Raw genomic sequence first — 20,131 nt, 5'->3', positions numbered from 1 at the left:
ATAGTTGCTTTTTAGTGTATAATATTTAAGAATAATTTAAAATAAACACCTTAATTTTTCTAAATAAACAAAAAAAGTTTTGATTTATTTATCATTATTCAAAGATAATTTTGTAAAATTGTTCTTAATGATATTATTTTATCATTTTTATATCAAATAAATTCAATTTAATAGTAAATTAATGAAAAATAAAAATTATTTTTATAGAGAGATAACACCATTATCAAAAAATGATAGCTTTATAATATTTGATAGAGTTAAAGATACGTTCGATTATCCTATACATCATCACCCAGAATTTGAGATTAATTTTATCGAAAACGGTAAAGGCTTGAGAAGAGTGGTTGGTGATCATATTGAAGAAATTGATGATATTGAATTGGTTTTAATTGGTCCTAATTTATACCATGGATGGGAACAACATAGTTGTAAGAGTGCCAAAATTCATGAAATAACCATTCAATTTCACAATGATTTGTTTGATGATTCTTTACTTGATAGAAGGATAATGACAGATATAAAAGAAATGTTTAATAGATCTATTCATGGAATTTTATTTTCAAAAAAAACTGTTTTAGATTTAAAAGAACAATTAGTACAATTGCCTAGATTAGAAGGTATGGATTATTTTTTGCAAATAATTTCTATACTTCAAGATATGGCTAACTCTCGAAATCAGAGATTATTATCTTCTTATACTATTGACTTTGATAAATTTGAAGAAGATGATAAAATGAAGGTTATTTATGATTATATTCAAAAGAACTTTGCAGAAAAAATTACTTTAAATGAAGTTGCCGATGTTGTTTCAATGGGAGTAGTTTCATTTAATAGATTCATCAAGAAAAGAACAAATAAAACTTTTGTTAATTATTTAAATGATATTAGAGTGGGTTATGCAGCAAGATGGTTGATTGAAAAAGATCTTAGTATTTCTGAAATTGCTTTTAAAGCGGGGTTTAATAATATAGCCAATTTTAATAGAATATTTAAAAATAAGAAAAACACAACTCCTAGTCAATATAGAGATGAGTTTAATGGTATGAAGCGCTTTTTGTAAGAAATGAATTAGTTATATATATTAATTTGTCATTTCATTTTAAAAAATGGATACTTATTAATGAGAAAATAATAGTATGAAATGATAAAATAATATTAAGGTTTTGTTAACAAGTAGTCTAAATTTGTTTATTGATAATAAATATAGATTAAAATTATATATAGTTTAAAATTTATCATCATTTATTTCGATTTTACTAATTTAACTAACTAACAAAATTATGACGGATTCACTTTACTATTTAAAGCAATTTTGGGGTAAGAAAAAGTATTTCTTTTACTTCTTTTTCTTTGCTTCTTTTAGCGTCTTAAATGCACAAGTATCAAAAGTCTCAGGGATTGTAACGGATACAAATGGATTTACACTTCCAGGCGTTAATGTGATTTTAAAAGATTCAAAAATTGGTGCAGTTACCGATTTTGAAGGGAACTATAAAATTGATAATCTTCCATCGGATGGAGTTTTAGTTTTTACTTATATAGGTTTTCAAACTCAGGAAGTTTCAATTAATGGGAAAAGTAAAATAGATGTAATACTATTGGAAAATGTAAGTGGTTTAGATGAAGTAGTAGTTATTGGATATGGAACACAAAAGAAAGATGATGTTAATGGAGCGGTTTCTTCTATAAAGGCTTCAGATATTGAAAATCTAAATCAAGTTAATGTGGATCAAATGTTGCAAGGTAAACTATCAGGAGTTACAGTAACAAATGGTTCTGGTCAACCAGGTTCAGCGGTTTCTATTCGTATTAGAGGAACTACTTCAATTAGTGGTACAAATGAACCTTTATATGTAATTGATGGTGTTCAAATTTCTGGTGATGCTACAGGTAGATCAACTAGTGGTAGGCCAATTGCTGGAAATGATTTTTCAACAAGCGGAGGAAGTGGTAATAATGCAGTAAGCCCACTTTCAATGTTAAATCCAAATGATATTGAGTCTGTGGATATTTTAAAAGATGCATCAGCTACAGCTATTTATGGCTCAAGAGGAGCAAATGGGGTAATTATTATTACAACTAAATCGGGAAAGAAAAATGGAAACGGAAAGATTGCTTATAATGGTTCAACATCTATATCTCATATCTATAAGAAATTAGATGTGATGAATCTTAGACAATATGCACAACACCAAAATGAATTAGCAGTTATTTTTGGTTCTACACCAAGAGTTGAGTTTTCTCATCCAGAATTATTAGGGGATGGAACAAATTGGCAAGATGAAATTTATCAAACTGCTATTTCTCATAATCATCAACTTTCTTTTTCAGGAGCAAAAGAAGGTACTAATTATTATATATCGGGAAGTTTTTTAAATCAAGAGGCAAATATCATTAACTCGGGCTTAAAAAGATATACAATACGTTTGAATTTAGATTCAAAAGTTAAAGATTGGTTGAAAGTAGGAACTAATGTTACGGCTGGAATAACTAATGAAAAATTAACAATTAATCAGAGTTTTACAGGTTTAATAGCTAATGCTTTATTGCAAGCACCAGATACACCTGTTACTAATCCTGACGGAACTTATGGATCTCCGCCATCAGGTCAAAATGTAGCTTATTTTAATCCAGTTGCTGAAGCCTTAACTAAGGACAATAATTTAGTTCGTAAAAATTTTCTTGGTAATTTGTATGCAGAAGCGTCTATTTTGAAAGGGTTAAAATACAGAATTGAATTATCTGCAAATACAGAATTTTCAGAACACACCTTGTTTGAACCTTCATATGATAGAGGTAGCCAATCTAATTTAACAGCTGACTTGTATGAAAGAAGACAAAATTGGTATTCTACCATTTTAAAGAATTTAATTACGTATGATTTTAGTGTTAATAAACATAAATTTACTTTATTAGCTGGTCAAGAAGCTTTAGATAGTCATTGGGAAGGTGTTATAGCAGATGCGCATGATTTTAAAACTAATGATATTTATGGGTTGGGTTTATCAGATCCTGATCAAAGAAATGTGAATAGTTATAAAGGGAGTAGTTCTTTATGGTCTCTTTTTGGTCGTTTATTATATGATTTTGATGATCGATACAGTTTGTCAGCTTCTATTCGTCAAGACACTTCTTCAAAATTTGATCCATCTGTTGGCAATAATCAAACTGGTTATTTCCCAGCTGTAGCTGTAGGTTGGAAATTGTCTAGCGAATCTTTTATGGAAGGTACAAAAAAATATATTGATAATATTAAATTTAAAGTTGGTTATGGAGAGACAGGTAACCAACAAATACCAAACAATAGATATTCGGCTATTTTAGGAGCTCAGGGAAACAGTTTTTTACCTGCTAATTTTCCTAATCCAGATTTGAAATGGGAATCTATGCAACAAACTAATTTTGGTTTAGATTTTACTTTATTTGAAACAAGATTGTCTGCAAGCTTAGATTTTTATAACAAAACTTCTAAAGATTTTCTATTCCAAATTCCTTGGCCTGCATATTTAACAGGGGGAGAATCTTTTTATGGAGGTATAGATGCACCTTATTCAAATATTGGTGAAATGGAAAATAAAGGATATGATATTACTTTAAATTATAAGACAATAAATAGTGATAATTTTTCTTGGAACTCAACATTAGTATTTTCACATTATAAAAATAATTTACTTAGTATTCAAGATGGTCTTTCTTTAACACAAGATGTAAATTTAAATGGATATCAACAAACAACTGTTACTAATACATTAGTAGGTCAACCAATAGGATTATTTTATGGATATCTAACAGATGGTTTATTTACTGATATGGATGCTTTAAATAGTGCTCCTTTACAATTTGGTCAAACTGTAGGTACAGCTCCTGGACAAACTTATTTAGGAGATGTAAAATATGTAGATGTTAATGGAGATGGTGTTATAGATACAAAAGATAGAACTATTATGGGCAATCCACATCCAGATTTTACTTTTGGATTTACTAATAATTTTAGATACAAGAATTTTGATTTATCTATTTTCTTTCAAGGCTCTTATGGAAACGACATTTTGAACTTAACAAGAAGAGCAGGTATTTCAAATGACGGATTGTATAAAAATCAATTAGTTGAAGCCTTAAATTATTGGACACCAACTAATACTGATACTGATATACCTAGACCAATTGGTAGCGATGCCAATCAAAATACAGTAATGTCTGATCGCTATGTAGAAGATGGTTCTTATGTAAGACTTCAGAATGTTACTTTAGGATATAATCTTCCTTCTAATTTTTTAAGTAAATACAAAATTTCAAGGATAAGATTGTATGCTACTGCTCAAAACTTAGCTACGTTTACTAAATATACGGGTTATGATCCAGAGGTTGGTTCTTTTAATCAAAATGTTTTATTATCAGGAATTGATAACGGAAGATTTCCTTCACCAAGATCTTATTCTTTTGGACTTAATCTAGAATTCTAAAAAAAAATAGCAAAATGAAAACAAAAAATATTTTTAAAAAGGTAAATCTGTTCTTAATAGCGTTTATACTTATTGTACCAAGTTCATGTACAAAAGAGTATACGGATAGACCTTCAGAAGATCAAGTCAGTTTAGATGCTTATTATAGTTCAAATAATCAAGTGGCTACAGCGACTAATGCAATGTATAATAGAACTTGGTTTAATTTTAATAACAAATTCTTTTATGCCATTGCGGAAGTAGGTTCTGGGAATATGTACACAAATTCTAGCGATGTTAATGCTATGAGAAATTTCTCCATTTTAGGAAGTGATCCAGAACTTTTTAATGGTTGGAAATCCTTATGGGCAAATATTGCTCAAGCCAATGCCATTATCAATTTTTTACCAGAGAGAGTAGGGCCAGCTGTAAGTAGTGATGTGCTTAATAATACAGTTGGTGAAGCTTATTTTATACGTGCGACTGCTTATTTTTATTTAGTACGATTATGGGGAGCAGTTCCTATTATTGAAAATAATCTTGATTTTGCAGATAATCCATTAATTGCTAAAAATAGAGTTCAAGATGTTTATGAATTAATAAAAAGAGATTATACACAGGCTTCAGAATTATTGTATGAAAAGAATAGAGGTTCAAATTATAATGACAATGCACATGTTTCTAAGGGTTCTGCTAAAGCAATGTTAGCAAAAGTGTATTTATATTTAAAAGACTATTCTAATGCTAAATTATTAGCAGAAGAAGTTATTAATTCAGGTGAATTTAAATTATTAGGAGGAACTTCTTTACCAAGTAATTCTTTTGCAGATTTATTTAAATATGAATACAACAATAATCAAGAATCAATTTTCGCTTTACAATGGAAAACGGATGGAGTTTATGGTTCTGGAAATAACTGTAATACACAATTTGGAATAAGTACTTCGAATGTTTCAACTTCAAATGCAACTTACGGTGGTGTTTTTGCTCCTTCTCAAGATATTTTAAATTTATATGAAACTAATGATTTGAGAAGAAAAGAAACTATAATGTTACCTGGAGATGTATATCCTGAAGTTTTAGCAAAATTAGGGTCAAATTTTGGGCAATTAGTAGTTCCACCTGCTAATGAAATTGGAGGTCAAGGTGCTGGTGCCGCTATAAAAAAATATTGTATAGGGATTGTTAATGGAAATGCAACTGGACCAGCTGATGGTTGGGCAATGATGAATAATAGTACTTATATAATGCGTTATGCGGAATTACTATTAATACATGCTGAAGCTACTTTAGCTGGTGGAGCAAGTACTTCAGATGCAAATGCACTTAGCTCATTCAACGCTGTTAGAGAAAGAGCAGGTTTAACTCCTTTAACTTCAATAACTTTTGATGATATTTTCACAGAAAGAAGAAAAGAACTTGCTTTTGAGGGAGATTATTGGTTTGATTTAGGAAGAATTCCTAGAGCAGATGCTATCGCAATTATGTCAGCTCAAAATAGAGGAAATATGGATTTTGCAAATTATTTTACTCCTACAACTGGTAATAGTCCTGATAATAATGGAAATGATTTTTTGTTACCTTATCCTGATAATGATGTTTCAAAAAATCCAAAATTAAACGAGGAACCTGTTCCTTATGTGTTTAACTAAAAAATATATGAAATATGAAAAACTTTAAATTTAAGTTATTAATATTGGTTTTTTCTTTAGCGATTATAACATCTTGTTCTAATGATGATACCAATAATGGAAAAAATCCACCAATAATAAATAGCGTTAGTCCAGCTGATGACCCAGATTTACAGCCTGTTACACAAGGTTATGCAAACAATATGTATGTTATTCAAGGGTCTGGATTTAGTTCTGCTCAAAAGATTTATTTTAATGATGTAGATACTTATTTTAACCCAACGTTAGTGACAGATAATTCGATTTTTGTAACAATCGATGTGGATACTCCTTATGAAGGAGGTTCAAATAAATTAATTGTTGTAACTAAAAATGGAAGAGCAGAATATGATTTTATAGTTGCTCCTCCAGCACCTGTTGTACAGGGTTTTCAACCTGTTAATGCTTTAGAAGGTGAAGAAGTTACCATTTATGGTAATTATTTCCTTGATCCAGTAATAACTTTTGATGGAATTCCTGCAACAATTATTTCTAGTTCTTTGACAGAACTTGTAGTTGTAATGCCTGCAAATGCACAGCATAAATATGTTGAAGTAGAAACTATTTCTGGTAGTACATCATGGGGAACTGCTGTAGGAACGGCAATCTATGATGATAACTTTTATGCACCTTGGACTATTGAATCATGGAATAATCATGAATACATTACAGATTTATCTGCAGCTTTTCAAGGAACTACTTTTATTAAAAAAGAGATTGCAGGTTGGGATAATATTCAAGGAAATTGGGATTATGATGATCAAATATCAGAATACACAGGAATTAAATTTGCTGTTCGCTCAGATACACCAGGTAAATTAGTTCTTATTTTTAATGGAAGTAATTGGGGAAATAATGACTTCGCTGTTAACACAACAACTGAATGGACCGAATTTAAATTTACATGGGATCAGTTGAATAATCCTGCTGCAGTACAGAATATTTCTTTTCAGGAGTTTACAGGTGAGACACGTAATTACTATTTTGATAATATTACATATACAATAGATTAAATTTGATTAACTGAGTTAGTTTTTAAAAGCATCTTGTTTTTTTAAGATGCTTTTTTTTTACAAATAATATGAAAATACAAATAAATATATTTTTTTGCTTGCTGTTCCTTAATTCTTTTTCACAAAAATATAGGGATTTAGCGATTACTCCTCCTATGGGTTGGAATACATGGAATACTTTTGAAACAAGTATTGACGAAAAATTAATCAAAGAAACTGCTGATATAATGGTATCTTCAGGAATGAAAGATGCAGGTTATACATATATTGTTTTAGATGATGGTTGGATGACAATGGAGAGAGATAAAAATGGAGATTTAGTACCAGATCCTAAAAAGTTTCCAAGTGGAATGAAAGCATTAATAGATTATGTACATTCCAAAGGATTAAAATTTGGATTATATAATTGTGCAGGAATTAAAACTTGTGCAGGTTATCCTGGAACTAGAGGATATGAATATCAAGATGCCCGTTTTTATGCAGGCTTAGAAATCGATTTTTTAAAATATGATTGGTGTAATACAGAGGGAATTACAGCAAAAGAGGCTTATACTACAATGAGTGATGCACTTAAAAAAGCAGGAAGACCTATCGTATTTAGTTTATGTGAATGGGGTGATAACCAACCTTGGAATTGGGCAGAACCTGTAGGTAATTTATGGAGAATTTCTGGAGATATTTATCCTTGTTATGATTGCGAATTTAAACATGATACTTGGTCATCTTGGGGTTTTTTCAAAATAGCAGAAATGCATAAAAATATCCGACAATTTTCTGGACCAGATCATTGGAACGATTTTGATATGATGGAAGTTGGTAATGGAATGACTTTTGAAGAAGATAAATCTCATTTTGCATTGTGGTGCATGCTGGCTTCTCCTTTGATTGCTGGAAATGACTTTAGAAATATGTCTAAAGAGACCTTATCAATTTTGACAAATAAAGAATTATTAAGTATTAATCAAGATACGTTAGGTATTCAAGGGTTTAAATATAGAGAAGAAGAGGAACTTTCAATTTGGTTTAAACCACTTCAAAACGGAAATTGGGCAGTATCTTTTTTTAATAAAAGCAATAAAGAAATTAAAATAGATTTTGATTGGAAAAAGCACCATGTGATAGATGATATAAACAATTTAGAAACTTCTTTTAATACCATTAAGTATGATATTAGAGATGTTTGGCAACATAAAGATTTAAAATCTACAAAAGAATCTTTTAAAGCTGTTTTAGCCTCGCATGATGTTATAACCTTAATTTTAAAAAGAAAATAAATGAAAAGAATAGTCTTATTTTTATTATTAATTAGTTGTACCCTGCAAGCTCAATTTGTAAAAGAGAATGGTCAATTAAGAGTTGAAGGAACACAATTAGTAAATGAGAAAGGGAACCCAATTGTCTTGAGAGGGGTTAGTTTTGGTTGGCACAGTTTATGGCCACGATTTTATAATAAAAAAGCAGTAAAATGGCTTAAAAAAGATTGGAATTGTAATGTAGTAAGAGCTGCAATGGGTATCGAACATGGTGATAATAATTATCTTGAAAATCCTTCTTTTTCCAAAGAAAAAATAAAAGCAATTATTGACGGAGCTATAAAGGAAGATATTTATGTTATTATAGATTGGCATAGTCATAATGTAAATTTAGAAGAAGCTAAGGCTTTTTTTAATGAAATTTCAAAAGAGTATGGGAAATATCCCAATATAATATATGAGATTTTTAATGAGCCAGATCATGAAACTTGGGAGGAAGTGAAAGCTTATTCAGAAGAAGTAATTCGTATTATTCGTTCAAATGATTCTGATAATATTATTTTAGTTGGATCTCCAAAATGGGATCAAGATGTACACTTACCAGCTGCTGATCCTATTGTAGGATATGATAATTTAATGTACACTATGCATTTTTATGCGGCTACTCATGAAAAATGGTTACGAGATAGAGTAGATGAAGCAATGGAAAAGGGTTTACCTATTTTTATTTCCGAAAGTGCTGGTGTTGAAGCAACAGGTGATGGACCACTTAATGAAGTCGCTTGGCAAGAATATATCAATTGGATGGAATCCAAAAAATTGAGCTGGATTACTTGGTCAATTTCAGATAAAGAAGAAACTTGTTCTATGTTATTAAAATCAGCGGCTTCAACTGGTAATTGGAAACCTTCAGATTTACGAGAATCGGGAAGTAAAACGAGAGCTTATTTGAGAACCCTGAATAAATGATAAGTTAGAGGGTTTATTCCAAAAAAAAATAATATCCTTAAAAAGGTATGTAAAATTAAGCTTTGTAATTTTACATACCTTTTTAAGGATATTTTCTAAAAAAACCTTAGTTCTGATTCAAATAATTGTAAATTTCATCTTTTTTATGAACACGTTCCATTCTTAGATTATTTAAGACATCATCTGAAGTAGGTTCAATTTCTGTTTCTATTTTATATATTTGATGATCTATTGCATCATATTCTTCAAACAATTTTTTAAAATAGGTATCTTCTAACTTCAATTCATGTATTTTAGTTTCAAATTCTGGAAAATCTTTTATTAATTGATGTTTTGTTATCATATTATTTCTCTTTTTATATCTATTCAAATATAGCATCAAATAAACGAATAGAATATGATATTTATCATTAGAAATGGATGAGGTCCAGTAATTCCGAAAGTTTAAAAAAATATTAATTTCCTTTTAAACGAATAAACAATTCGTTTAGTAGCTCACTATAATTGTCAGGTTGTTTCTGAACTAATTCATAAGTGCCATCTTGATTAAAAACAAGTGGGAAAAAGAATTCAGCTTTACCATTTTTAATGTTTATTGGGCCAAATTTTGTTCCGTAAATCATCATTTTGCCATTTTCTTTTCGAGCTAAAGCATAACCTTCTGTAAAATTAAAAAAGGGCTCAAGTGCTTTGATTTTTCGCTTACTTTCAAGAAAGGTAACATCATTTTTTTCGTAGTGAAAAGATATCGTTTTTTTACTATCCAATAAACTATAATCGGAATAAAAAAGACCCTCTTTTGTTTTTACAATACCTTGCCAAAGAATGGTATTAAAAGGTGTAGGTACAATTTTTAGTTTTTCGTAGGTAATATTTTGTCTTTTTAATTCGGAAGCAAAATGATTTCTAACATATAAATTGGTAAACAATCCAAAAATTAAATATGCAGTTGAAAGTACTAGCGACCATTTAATAATTTTTTGTCTATTAGGATTGTTATTCTTCATAAAAAGCAAAACAATACAAGCTATTAAAAGCCAAATAGTATATAAAGGGTCAATTACAAAAACATTATCTAAGCTATAAAAAGATTTACTTAACGGATATAAAATTCGAGTACCATAAGTTGTACAAATATCTAGTAAAGGATGTGTAAATAAGGCTATAAAACTAGCCAAAAACCAAGATTTATAGGAAGTTTTGTATTTATGAGAAAACCATTTAGCAAATAATAAACTGAGCAATAAAGAGAAAAAGATAGAGTGTGAAAAACCTCTATGAATCGATAATTGTTCAATGGGGTTAAAAAATGGGTTTAAAATCATGTCCAAATCTGGAATTGTCCCTAAAATAGCACCATAAAGCAATGCTTTTTTACCAATTTCTTTATCTTTTATGATTGCAAAAGTTACTGCACCAAGAACAATCTGCGAAAGTGAATCCATTTTAGATAGTTAAAGAATGTATAATTTTCTTAATGCCAAAAGTAATTGAAAAGGATAAGGAAAACCAGTATATAACTGAGAAATTTAAGTTAAAATATTAAAATCTAAATTATGTATTGGATACTAAATCATCAATAGCTTTTGCTAATTGTCTATCTTTTTCTGTGATAGTGTTGTCTGCATCATGTGTAGTTAAAGTAATCTCAACTTTGTTGTATACATTTTTCCATTCAGGGTGATGATTCATTTTTTCAGCTATCATGGCTACTTTAGTCATGAAAGCAAAAGCTTCAATGAAATTTTTAAATTCAAAAACCCTGTTTAAACTGCTATTTATTTCTTTCCACATTTTATTATTATTTTCTCAAAGATAGGCAAAATCATTTTCTCTAGGGTTTTTCTAAGCTAAAGAATAGTATTAGAATAATAGTGAAATGGGTAATATAATGAATTAAATATTTTTTGTAACCTTTTAATTAGTCGAGTTGTCCTATGATTGTGAATTCACTAAAACACATTAAATAAATTTAAATTAAAACGAAATGAACTTTTTAAAAAATATAATAATGAGAACAATATTGATTATTCTTGTAATGATTACTACCAATTCATTTGCTCAGCATATAAAAACAATCGATGGTAAAACTTTGTCAAGTAAAGAAATAGATGAAATTATTGTAAATGCAATGGCATCTAATAATTTGCCAGGTGTTTCTATTGCAATTATTAATAAAAACGAAATTATCTATCATAAAGTTTTTGGAGTTGGTAATTCAAAAACCAAAGAATTAGTAACTACTCAAGATTTTTTTGAAGGAGCTTCTCTTTCTAAGCCTATTTTTGCATACTTCGTTATGAGAATGGTTGAAAAGGGTAAAATAGATTTAGATAAACCTCTTTATCAATATTTGCCTCATCCTGGTATTGCTCCAGAATCACAAGAAGATTATAAATTAATTACTGCTCGAATGGTTTTAGCACATCAAACAGGATTTCCTAATCATGCTAATAATCAATTGATTAAATTGGCTTTTAAACCAGGTACAGATTTTTCATATTCTGGAGAAGCATATCAGTATTTAGCTGCTATTATTGGAATGCAGAATGGTATTGGATTTAAAGAAGACTTGAATAAATTATTTCAAAAAGAAGTTACACAACCTTTACAAATGAAACATACCACTTTTGTTTGGAACGATTATTTAGACAATCATAAAGTTTTTGGCCATGACGAAGAAGGTAATCCTACTCAAAATAAACCAGTTGCAGGTCGATGGAATGGAAAAACATTTAATGCTTTTTCAAGTGTACATAGTGAAGCTTTCGAATATGCTAAGTTTATAATTGCAATGCTAAAAAGAGAAGGTTTGAAAGAAAGTTTATTTGAAGAAATGCTTAAGGAGCAAACACATTTTAAAGATAATAATCCAATTAAATTAGAAACAAATCAAACTGGTTGGGGACTTGGTTTTGCACAGAAACAAACAAAAAATGGACTAATGCATCTCCACACAGGTAATAATCATGATTTTCAAGCCTACACAATGTTTGTTCCAGAACAAGAGTATGGAATTGTAATATTTACTAATTGTGGTAACATGCTTCCATTTTTAAAAACTATTTCAATTACATTGGGAAATCAATTTTAAGGGTTTATTTTTGAAAGTAAAAGAGATAAAAAAGTTATAAAAATATAATAAAATGAATATGGAGAATTTTGAAGAAGCTTTAGGAGCGTTATTTTTAATGACTGGTATAGTTGTTATAGTGTATATAGTAGCAAGGTATTCTTACCTTATAAAAAAAGCAATGATTGAAAAGGGATTGATAATTCCAGAAAATTCCAAAAAAATGCTATATCAAGATATTGGTTGTATTGTTTTATCTTTAGGTATTGGACTTATTGTTTCAACATTTTTTACCACAATGGATTTATCAGAAGATACAACAGATTTACTTGTTTGGGGAACTATTTTAATATTTGGTTCCATAGGTTTACTAGTTGCTCATTGGTTGAGAATCCGAATGAAATGAATTGTAATAAAACACGAGATATAGAATTAATAAATAGGAGCAAAGAGGGTGACACATTAGCATTTAGAGATTTGATAAATTTTTATAAAAATGTGTCACTTACCTTAGCTTGTTCAGTGGTAAAAAATGAATTACTTGCTGAAGATGTAGTTCAGACTGCTTTTATAAAAGTTTATCAAAAATTACACACATTTAAACAAGATTCTAAATTTTCAACTTGGTTATATCGTATTGTAATTAATACAGCTTATAATACACTTAAACAACAAAAAAGACATTTAGAAATCGATAAGATTCCTAATTGTTCAATTGCCACGGATGAAAAAACTGGAATAGTAAGTTTAAAAGAAGAAGATCAAAAAAAGTATATTCAAATAGCATTAAATGCAATGAAATCAGATGAAGCTTTGGTATTACGTTTGTTTTATTTGTATGAACACTCTATTTTTGAAATACAAGAGATAACTGGTTTTAGTAAATCTAAAATAAAAGTTGATTTACATAGAGGTCGAATGAACATGGAATTTCAACTACAAAAATTATTAGGTAATGAAATAAAGTATTTATTATGAAAGAAGAGCAAATAAAGTCTATTTTAAAGAAGAGTGAAATATCAGTTTCTGATGATTTTACCGATAAAATAATAATGCAGATTGAAGCAAAAAAGAATCAAAATATAAATATTTCTTTTTTATCATTTCGTTTTATTATAGGAATAAGCATAATACTGTTTTTTATTATAGGAATGATTTTATATTATTTAAATTTCTCAGTCTTTTTTAAAAATGCCATAATAACTAAATCTTTTAAAACAATTATTTTTGTTTTTATTACATTCTTCTTGTTAATTGGATTAAACCATTTAATTAAACTCAAAAACTCAATTGCTAATTTGTCTTAGAGTTTATAAGGTTAAAAAATAGTTATATTTTAAGTAGATTAAAAAAATAGACATAAATTAGATTTTAATCGTAAAGACTTTAGCACCTTATAAATTAAAAACTACACAAAATTTAATGAGAAATTTATTTTTAGTAATTGTAATACTTTTTTATGCAACTATATTTTATGGGCAAGAAATTATAATAAACGGTACTGTTTATAGTGAATCTAATAAAGAGGTTTTACCTTATGGAACTATTTCTGTTATAAATAATAATATAGGAACACTAACTAATAGTAAAGGAGAGTTTAAAATAATTATTCCAAAAATCATGAAAAACGATAGCTTATCAATTTCGTATATTGGATATAAAACAAAGAGAATTCCCATTTCAGAAATAAAGAATCAGCTTGTTGTTTATTTGGAAGAAGAAGAAACCTCATTAAATGAAGTCGTAGTGACTACTTATACAGCTAATTCAATTGTGAGAAAGGCTATACAAAATATTCCAAACAATTATGATTTAGAACCATATAAAATTAAAGGTTTTTATAGAGTATCTTCACAAAAAGACAAGAGTTATATTCATTTATCAGAAGCAGTATTTGATATTTATCAATCTAAAGAAAATAAGCCTTATCAGCAATTTAAACTAGAAAAGATGCGTGCGATTAAAGATGAAAAAGCTTCAAGAGGTATTGATTTAGGATTAAAACCAAATGGAATTTATGAATTTGATATTGTGAATAATATTGACGCAATTGATTTATTTAATGACAAGGGATTGAAGTTACATAATTTTAAAATAGCAGGTACAGAATTGGTAAACGGAAAAGCATCTTATAAAATTAGTTTTGATCAAAAGGAAGTTAAAAAAGCTGGATATAAAGGTTATGTGCTTATAGATAAAGAAACGTTTGCTTTTGTTTATTTTAATTTTGGATTAAGTCCAAAAGGAATGGCTTATCATAAATATGGTAATGGAGCAGAAAGAGCTTTGATGAAAGTATTAGGCATTAATATTACCATGCAAAAAAATGATTTCCAAATTTATTACAGCAAAAGAGGAAACTATTTTTACTTAAATAATGTGGGTAATGATGCAACACTTACATTTAAAAGTGATAGACAACATTACAACTTTAAAACAGATACAAGAGTAGATTATTTGGTGACAAAAATTGAAACAGATGATGTTCAGCCATTTGCAGAGAACGAAACTCTAGGGGATAAAAAATTAGTTGAAGAACAAAACTCTATCTATGATGCAGATTTTTGGAAAGAGTACACAATTATTTTACCCATAACCAATTTTAATACAATTGCAGAACAACTTGAGGCAAATAATAAAGCGAATAGTTACAAAATTGAAATTGAAAATAAATTGAATAAAATAGCTAAGGATAAAGTAACAAGGATTGATTCAATATTAACTTTCTACAATAGGAAAAAAATATTTAATGGTAATGCTTTAATAGCTTATAAAGGACAAATTATTTTAGAAAAAAGTTACAATAATGATATTACCAAAAATAATAAAGATTCTCAATTTAGAATAGGTTCTACAGCTAAAACTTTTACTGCAATGCTTATTTTGCAATTAGTAAATGAAAATAAATTAAAATTTACTGATTCTATAGGTAAGTTTCTTCCCAATTACCCTCATAAAAATATAACTATAGATCAATTATTAAGTCATAAAACGGGTATTCCAAATTTTTTTAATAATAAAATATATACAACGAAAATTTTGTCCAATGAGTATTCCATTGAAGAAGTTGTAAATCTATTTTGTAGTGATGATTTAAATTTTGAGTCTGGTAGTAAATTTGAATATTCAAATTCAAATTTCACAATTTTAAGCCTAATTATTGAAAAAATAACCAACACAAATTTTGGAGATGTTTTAAACCAAAGGATTTTTGCACCTTTAGACATGAAAGATACTTATTTTGGAACAAAGCAACCTTCTAATTTAGTTTCTGGATATTTATATGATGAAGTTGAACCTAAATATAATTTCAAAAATGTTGGAGGTTCTGGAGGAATTGTTTCAACAGCACAAGATTTGTTTAAATGGAGTAAAGCATTACAAACTGAGCAATTAATATCTCAAGAATTGTTATCTGTTTTATTCTTACCTAGAGCTGAATATATAGATTGGGATGCAAATTATGGATATGGATGGATGATAGATAAATATATGTTTTCAAAATCAAAGAAACATAAAATTATATACCATCCAGGAACAGATTTAGGATTTTATACAATGTTTTTGAAACAACCTGACGAAGGAATAACAATAATATTGTTAAACAACACTGGAGAATTCCCAAAGTTTGAAATTACAGAGCTAATTTTAAATGAAATTCAATAACTTAAAAAGCTAGTTCTAAATAATTTACATTAATTATTTAGAACTGACTAGCCAAATTTAATTTTAAACTGGTTCTGCATACAAATCAAATTCCGTAGCATCAGTAACTTTTAGCATTACAAAGTCACCTGTTTTTAAATAATGCTTTGATGCTTCTACAAGAACTTCATTATCTACATCTGGGCTATCAAATTCAGTTCTTCCTATAAAATATTCTCCTTCTTTTCTGTCAATTACACATTTAAACACTTTACCAATTTTTTCTTGATTCAAGTCCCATGAAATTTGTGCTTGAATATCCATAATCTCCATTGCACGTTGTTGTTTTATTTCATCTGGAACGTCATCAACAAGACTATAAGCATGTGTATTTTCTTCATGAGAATAAGCAAAACAACCTAAACGTTCAAAACGCATTTCTTCAACCCAATTTTTCAAAATTTGAAAATCTTCTTCAGTTTCTCCTGGATAACCTACAATTAAAGTAGTACGAATTGCCATTTCTGGAACTGCTTTTCTAAAATCTTTTAAAAGAGTGGTTGTTTTTTCATAGGTAGTTCCTCTTCGCATCGATTTCAAAACACTGTCCGAAATATGTTGCAACGGAATATCAATATAATTGCAAATTTTTGGTTCTTTTTTCATTAAGTCCAATACTTCCATTGGAAAACCAGTTGGGAATGCATAATGCAAACGAATCCATTCTATACCTTCAACTTTTACTAAATTTTCTAATAATTCAGCTAAGTTCCTTTTTTTATAAATATCTAAACCATAATACGTTAAATCTTGAGCAATTAAGATTAATTCTTTAACTCCGTTTTTGGCTAATTTTTCAGCTTCAATAACTAATTTTTCAATTGGAGTAGAGACATGTTTTCCTCTCATTAAAGGAATTGCACAAAAACTGCAAGGTCTATCACAACCTTCCGAAATTTTTAAATAGGCATAGTTTTTTGGAGTAGTTGTTAAACGTTCTCCTATTAATTCATGTTTATAGTCTGCACCAAGAGCCTTTAATAACAAAGGTAATTCTGTTGTGCCAAAAAATTGATCTACATTAGGAATTTCCTTTTCTAAATCAGGTCTATAGCGTTCTGATAAACATCCGGTAACGAATACTTTGTCAACCAAACCTTGCTCTTTTTTATCAGCATATTCTAAAATAGTATTCACCGATTCTTCCTTTGCATTGTCAATAAAACCACAGGTGTTAATTACAATGATATTTCCTTCATCTTCTGTAGCTTCATGAGTCACTTCTTTACCATTAGCTTTTAGTTGACCCATTAAAACTTCACTATCATAGACATTTTTAGAACATCCTAGTGTAATTACATTGATTTTATTTTTCTTTAACGATTTGGTTCTCATATACTTAAAATTGAGGTGCAAAATTACATAAAATTATCCATTAGAAGCACTAGCGCTTAAGAGTTTTTTAAAAGTTTCTACCATCTGGACTATGGGGTTAACTTTAAACATAAAAAAATCCTTCAATTAAGAAGGATTTGAATAAATACTTACTTTATTACATTTTAAAAATTAATAGAGTAGGTAAGTGTTACATTATTTTGTATAGTTCTAATTCTAGAAGTATCATTCATTCCTGAAGAAACAAAACTTTGATTATAGTTTCTATGACTATTTGAATAGGCTAAATCTAGTTTGCTTTCTCCAAAATTAAAACCAATTCCACCAGAATAACCTGTTAAGTCTCCCATAGCATAATCTACTTTAAATGGACTTTCTTCAAATCGATAACCTGCTCTTAAGCTAAATTGTTTAATTCTATATTCACCGCCTATTCTTAATTCTAATGCATTTTTAAGATTGCTATTCATGTCAGAATTAATATCAACATAAGCTGGGTCGTTGCTTGGAGAAAATTTTGTACTCGTATAATCTTTCATAGATGCATCTATACTAATTAATCCTTTTTTGTCAAATACATAAGATGCACTTCCGGTAACTTTTTGAGCAGTTTGTAATCTATATGTTGGATATACATTAATTACATTTGGATTAAAATTATCAGTAAATGTGTCTGGACCATCTGTAGAAACAGCCAATAATCTTTGAGATAACTCATCATTTAATCGATACCAAGTAGGAGATTCGTATGAAATACCAACTCTTAAATCTTTTGTTGCTTGATAAATTGCTCCTAGATTAAAGGAAAAACCAGCTCCATAAGTGTATAGTTCATTATCAAATTGAATTTCTTGTACGCCTAAGTTTGGATTGTTATTGTTTCTTTCATAAACTGTTGATCGTCTTACATAGTCTGTGAAATGTGCATTTAAATTTAAACCTAAGTAAAGTTTATTTTTGTAAGAAGTGGCAAAATTTCCAGTTAATTTACCATTATAACCAGTACTTACTATGTAATTCTCTTGATAAAAACTACCAGGAGGAATATTACTAGTGTAAGTGTTTGGTGAATCTGGATCAAATAAATAAGTATTGTATCCTAAATAAGCTTGTTGCTCAGGAAAATTTAGTTCAGAATATGAAAAGTTATCAAGAACATTAACAGGTATTCCTTGTGCAAAATTTAAGAAATAATTACCAATAGTATTATTGTTTGTATTCGTTCCAGCTGAAAATAATCGATCATCAAAATTATTAGTGTTTTCATAATTAATAGCAATTGAAAATTTACTCCAATCATTACTATCATTATTAGTATCAATAAAAACAAATACAGCACCTAATTGATTTAAATCAAGAATGTTGTAATTTTCAGAAGTATTTCTTCCAAAATAAGTAGAGTTGTTTTTTGTGTTAAAACTACTTGCTGTTATACTTGCCATATTGTGATTAAAAAGGGCTGAACCAGCAGGATTAACATTAATTGCTGATAAATCACCACCTAATGATCCAAAGGCACCACTCATGGCTCTAAATCGAGCTGTTCCTGTAAGATTTTCAGTTGCGTATCGTAACGCGTCTTGAGTTGTCGTTTCTTGACTTATCCCATTAAAAAAGGATAAAAACAAGGCTAGTATATAAAATTTTCTCATAGCAATTCTATTCTAATATCTAGATTTTATTTTTTAAACTTTAGTTGATTTATTTTATCCTCTTCCGCCTCTTCCACCACCTGAGCGTCCTCCTCCTCCAGATGATCTTCCTCCTCCAGATGAAGAACCTGAGCTTCTTGATGGAGTATAGCTTCCACCTGAACTTCTAGTTGAAGAACTTCTAGGTGTTGAGTATGTATTTGTTCTAGTAGAGTTATTCCTTGGTGTTGAATAAGTGTTTCTAGTACCAGAAGAGTTTCTTGTATTAGAATATGTATTTCTAGTACCTGAGTTTCTAGTATTATAGTTATTTCTTGTTGAAGTATTACTTCTTCTTGCGTTGTTGTAGTTGCTGTATCTATTTCCGTTAGAAGAGTAATAACTTGAGCCACCTCTTCTACCAGAGTTATATACTACATTTCTGCCATAATAGCCTGAATAGTAGGGATTGTAATATCCACCCCAACCTGAACCATACCATGAATTCCAACCCCATCCCCAGCTTGGTCCATACCAATTGTTCCATCCCATTCCCCAATTAGGTCCATACCAGTTATTCCAACCCATTCCCCAATAAGAGCCGTACCAATTATTCCAACCTATTCCCCAATATGGTGAATACCAATTGTTCCAACCCCAATTGTCGTAATAATTAACAGTTACATTGCTCGCATTATTTCCCCAGCCAGCATATTGTGAGTTGTTGTCATAATTTCGATATACAGTTACTACAGTGTCATTTGATTCGGAAGAATAATCTTCAACATCAGTAAAATAAGTATAATCATCTTGCATGTTTCTAAATTGTTCTGAATATTTGTTGGATTGCTCCATGTTTTGTTCAGAATATTTATTTTCAACATTGTTTTCATTTCTTTGGGTTGAGCCATAAACACCATCATTATCGTAATATGATGAGTTTTGGTATGAACCACAAGAAATGACCAATGTACTTAGAATTCCGATTAAGGAAAACAAGTGAATTTTTCTTAAAAATGGTAGATTAGCTTTCATAACGT

The 20,131-nt window shown here is 29.0% G+C and carries 17 protein-coding genes; 11 read left to right on the top strand and 6 right to left on the bottom strand.

Going from position 1 to position 20,131, the window contains the following annotated elements; all coding sequences use genetic code 11:
• Nucleotides 1-181 precede the first annotated feature (181 nt).
• The 6 genes from ACULEV_RS11245 to ACULEV_RS11220 all read left to right on the top strand — a co-directional run bounded on the left by ACULEV_RS11245 (nt 182) and on the right by ACULEV_RS11220 (nt 9,347).
• Entirely contained in the window at nt 182-1,060 is an 879-nt protein-coding gene (locus ACULEV_RS11245; RefSeq protein ID WP_445455151.1) for a helix-turn-helix domain-containing protein, read from the top strand.
• A 220-nt stretch (nt 1,061-1,280) separates the two neighbouring features.
• A complete protein-coding gene (locus ACULEV_RS11240) occupies nt 1,281-4,463 on the top strand; it encodes a SusC/RagA family TonB-linked outer membrane protein (RefSeq protein ID WP_445455150.1) in 3,183 nt (1,060 codons plus the stop codon).
• A gap of 14 nt (nt 4,464-4,477) precedes the next feature.
• On the top strand, nt 4,478-6,094 hold the full coding sequence (locus tag ACULEV_RS11235; protein ID WP_445455149.1) for a RagB/SusD family nutrient uptake outer membrane protein: 1,617 nt from the start codon (nt 4,478-4,480) through the stop codon (nt 6,092-6,094).
• A 14-nt stretch (nt 6,095-6,108) separates the two neighbouring features.
• Entirely contained in the window at nt 6,109-7,125 is a 1,017-nt protein-coding gene (locus ACULEV_RS11230; RefSeq protein ID WP_445455148.1) for an IPT/TIG domain-containing protein, read from the top strand.
• Between the two features lie 68 nt (nt 7,126-7,193).
• Nucleotides 7,194-8,399, top strand: coding sequence for a glycoside hydrolase family 27 protein (locus ACULEV_RS11225; protein WP_445455147.1), 1,206 nt, complete (start codon nt 7,194-7,196; stop codon nt 8,397-8,399).
• The gene (locus ACULEV_RS11220; RefSeq protein ID WP_445455146.1) at nt 8,400-9,347 is read left to right on the top strand and encodes a glycoside hydrolase family 5 protein; all 948 of its coding nucleotides are present in this window, start codon (nt 8,400-8,402) and stop codon (nt 9,345-9,347) included.
• Between the two features lie 106 nt (nt 9,348-9,453).
• Here the strand turns inward: ACULEV_RS11220 and ACULEV_RS11215 are convergent, their stop codons facing one another.
• From ACULEV_RS11215 to ACULEV_RS11205, 3 genes are all read right to left on the bottom strand, one after another.
• Nucleotides 9,454-9,690: a YdcH family protein gene (locus tag ACULEV_RS11215; protein WP_445455145.1), complete on the bottom strand. Its 237-nt coding sequence runs from the start codon at nt 9,688-9,690 to the stop codon at nt 9,454-9,456.
• Between the two features lie 112 nt (nt 9,691-9,802).
• A complete protein-coding gene (locus tag ACULEV_RS11210) occupies nt 9,803-10,792 on the bottom strand; it encodes a metal-dependent hydrolase (protein WP_445455144.1) in 990 nt (329 codons plus the stop codon).
• Nucleotides 10,793-10,901: 109 nt separating this feature from the next.
• The gene (locus ACULEV_RS11205) at nt 10,902-11,141 is read right to left on the bottom strand and encodes a 4a-hydroxytetrahydrobiopterin dehydratase (RefSeq protein WP_445455143.1); all 240 of its coding nucleotides are present in this window, start codon (nt 11,139-11,141) and stop codon (nt 10,902-10,904) included.
• A gap of 217 nt (nt 11,142-11,358) precedes the next feature.
• Between ACULEV_RS11205 and ACULEV_RS11200 the strand changes: the two genes are divergently transcribed.
• The 5 genes from ACULEV_RS11200 (at nt 11,359) to ACULEV_RS11180 (ending at nt 16,086) form a co-directional block, all read left to right on the top strand.
• Nucleotides 11,359-12,441, top strand: a complete 1,083-nt coding sequence (locus ACULEV_RS11200; RefSeq protein WP_445455142.1) for a serine hydrolase domain-containing protein — start codon at nt 11,359-11,361, stop codon at nt 12,439-12,441.
• Nucleotides 12,442-12,493: 52 nt separating this feature from the next.
• Nucleotides 12,494-12,826 (top strand): hypothetical protein, encoded by a 333-nt coding sequence (locus ACULEV_RS11195; protein WP_445455141.1) that lies wholly within the window; start codon nt 12,494-12,496, stop codon nt 12,824-12,826.
• The gene (locus tag ACULEV_RS11190) at nt 12,823-13,398 is read left to right on the top strand and encodes an RNA polymerase sigma factor (protein ID WP_445455140.1); all 576 of its coding nucleotides are present in this window, start codon (nt 12,823-12,825) and stop codon (nt 13,396-13,398) included. Before ACULEV_RS11195 ends, ACULEV_RS11190 begins: the two co-directional genes overlap by 4 nt.
• Entirely contained in the window at nt 13,395-13,727 is a 333-nt protein-coding gene (locus ACULEV_RS11185) for a hypothetical protein (protein WP_445455139.1), read from the top strand. Before ACULEV_RS11190 ends, ACULEV_RS11185 begins: the two co-directional genes overlap by 4 nt.
• 115 nt (nt 13,728-13,842) lie before the next feature.
• Nucleotides 13,843-16,086, top strand: coding sequence for a serine hydrolase (locus tag ACULEV_RS11180; protein ID WP_445455138.1), 2,244 nt, complete (start codon nt 13,843-13,845; stop codon nt 16,084-16,086).
• Nucleotides 16,087-16,149: 63 nt separating this feature from the next.
• Here the strand turns inward: ACULEV_RS11180 and rimO are convergent, their stop codons facing one another.
• The 3 genes from rimO to ACULEV_RS11165 form a co-directional block, all read right to left on the bottom strand.
• Complete coding sequence (rimO, locus tag ACULEV_RS11175) at nt 16,150-17,460, bottom strand: 30S ribosomal protein S12 methylthiotransferase RimO (protein WP_445455137.1); 1,311 nt, start codon at nt 17,458-17,460, stop codon at nt 16,150-16,152.
• Between the two features lie 164 nt (nt 17,461-17,624).
• The gene (locus ACULEV_RS11170) at nt 17,625-19,112 is read right to left on the bottom strand and encodes an OmpP1/FadL family transporter (protein WP_445455136.1); all 1,488 of its coding nucleotides are present in this window, start codon (nt 19,110-19,112) and stop codon (nt 17,625-17,627) included.
• Nucleotides 19,113-19,166: 54 nt separating this feature from the next.
• The gene (locus ACULEV_RS11165) at nt 19,167-20,126 is read right to left on the bottom strand and encodes a hypothetical protein (RefSeq protein ID WP_445455135.1); all 960 of its coding nucleotides are present in this window, start codon (nt 20,124-20,126) and stop codon (nt 19,167-19,169) included.
• Between the last annotated feature and the right edge of the window lie 5 nt (nt 20,127-20,131).

Source organism: Flavobacterium sp. HNIBRBA15423, from assembly GCF_052655965.1.
Note: the sequence above shows the minus strand (reverse complement) of the source record. Positions and strands in the feature narration are given on the sequence as shown.

What these genes read in the sequence shown, in the direction of transcription:
- ACULEV_RS11245 (WP_445455151.1), top strand. Translation starts at nt 182, where the DNA reads ATGAAAAATAAAAATTATTTTTATAGAGAGATAACACCATTATCAAAA.
- ACULEV_RS11240 (WP_445455150.1), top strand. Translation starts at nt 1,281, where the DNA reads ATGACGGATTCACTTTACTATTTAAAGCAATTTTGGGGTAAGAAAAAG.
- ACULEV_RS11235 (WP_445455149.1), top strand. Translation starts at nt 4,478, where the DNA reads ATGAAAACAAAAAATATTTTTAAAAAGGTAAATCTGTTCTTAATAGCG.
- ACULEV_RS11230 (WP_445455148.1), top strand. Translation starts at nt 6,109, where the DNA reads ATGAAAAACTTTAAATTTAAGTTATTAATATTGGTTTTTTCTTTAGCG.
- ACULEV_RS11225 (WP_445455147.1), top strand. Translation starts at nt 7,194, where the DNA reads ATGAAAATACAAATAAATATATTTTTTTGCTTGCTGTTCCTTAATTCT.
- ACULEV_RS11220 (WP_445455146.1), top strand. Translation starts at nt 8,400, where the DNA reads ATGAAAAGAATAGTCTTATTTTTATTATTAATTAGTTGTACCCTGCAA.
- ACULEV_RS11215 (WP_445455145.1), bottom strand. Translation starts at nt 9,690, where the DNA reads ATGATAACAAAACATCAATTAATAAAAGATTTTCCAGAATTTGAAACT.
- ACULEV_RS11210 (WP_445455144.1), bottom strand. Translation starts at nt 10,792, where the DNA reads ATGGATTCACTTTCGCAGATTGTTCTTGGTGCAGTAACTTTTGCAATC.
- ACULEV_RS11205 (WP_445455143.1), bottom strand. Translation starts at nt 11,141, where the DNA reads ATGTGGAAAGAAATAAATAGCAGTTTAAACAGGGTTTTTGAATTTAAA.
- ACULEV_RS11200 (WP_445455142.1), top strand. Translation starts at nt 11,359, where the DNA reads ATGAGAACAATATTGATTATTCTTGTAATGATTACTACCAATTCATTT.
- ACULEV_RS11195 (WP_445455141.1), top strand. Translation starts at nt 12,494, where the DNA reads ATGAATATGGAGAATTTTGAAGAAGCTTTAGGAGCGTTATTTTTAATG.
- ACULEV_RS11190 (WP_445455140.1), top strand. Translation starts at nt 12,823, where the DNA reads ATGAATTGTAATAAAACACGAGATATAGAATTAATAAATAGGAGCAAA.
- ACULEV_RS11185 (WP_445455139.1), top strand. Translation starts at nt 13,395, where the DNA reads ATGAAAGAAGAGCAAATAAAGTCTATTTTAAAGAAGAGTGAAATATCA.
- ACULEV_RS11180 (WP_445455138.1), top strand. Translation starts at nt 13,843, where the DNA reads ATGAGAAATTTATTTTTAGTAATTGTAATACTTTTTTATGCAACTATA.
- rimO (WP_445455137.1), bottom strand. Translation starts at nt 17,460, where the DNA reads ATGAGAACCAAATCGTTAAAGAAAAATAAAATCAATGTAATTACACTA.
- ACULEV_RS11170 (WP_445455136.1), bottom strand. Translation starts at nt 19,112, where the DNA reads ATGAGAAAATTTTATATACTAGCCTTGTTTTTATCCTTTTTTAATGGG.
- ACULEV_RS11165 (WP_445455135.1), bottom strand. Translation starts at nt 20,126, where the DNA reads ATGAAAGCTAATCTACCATTTTTAAGAAAAATTCACTTGTTTTCCTTA.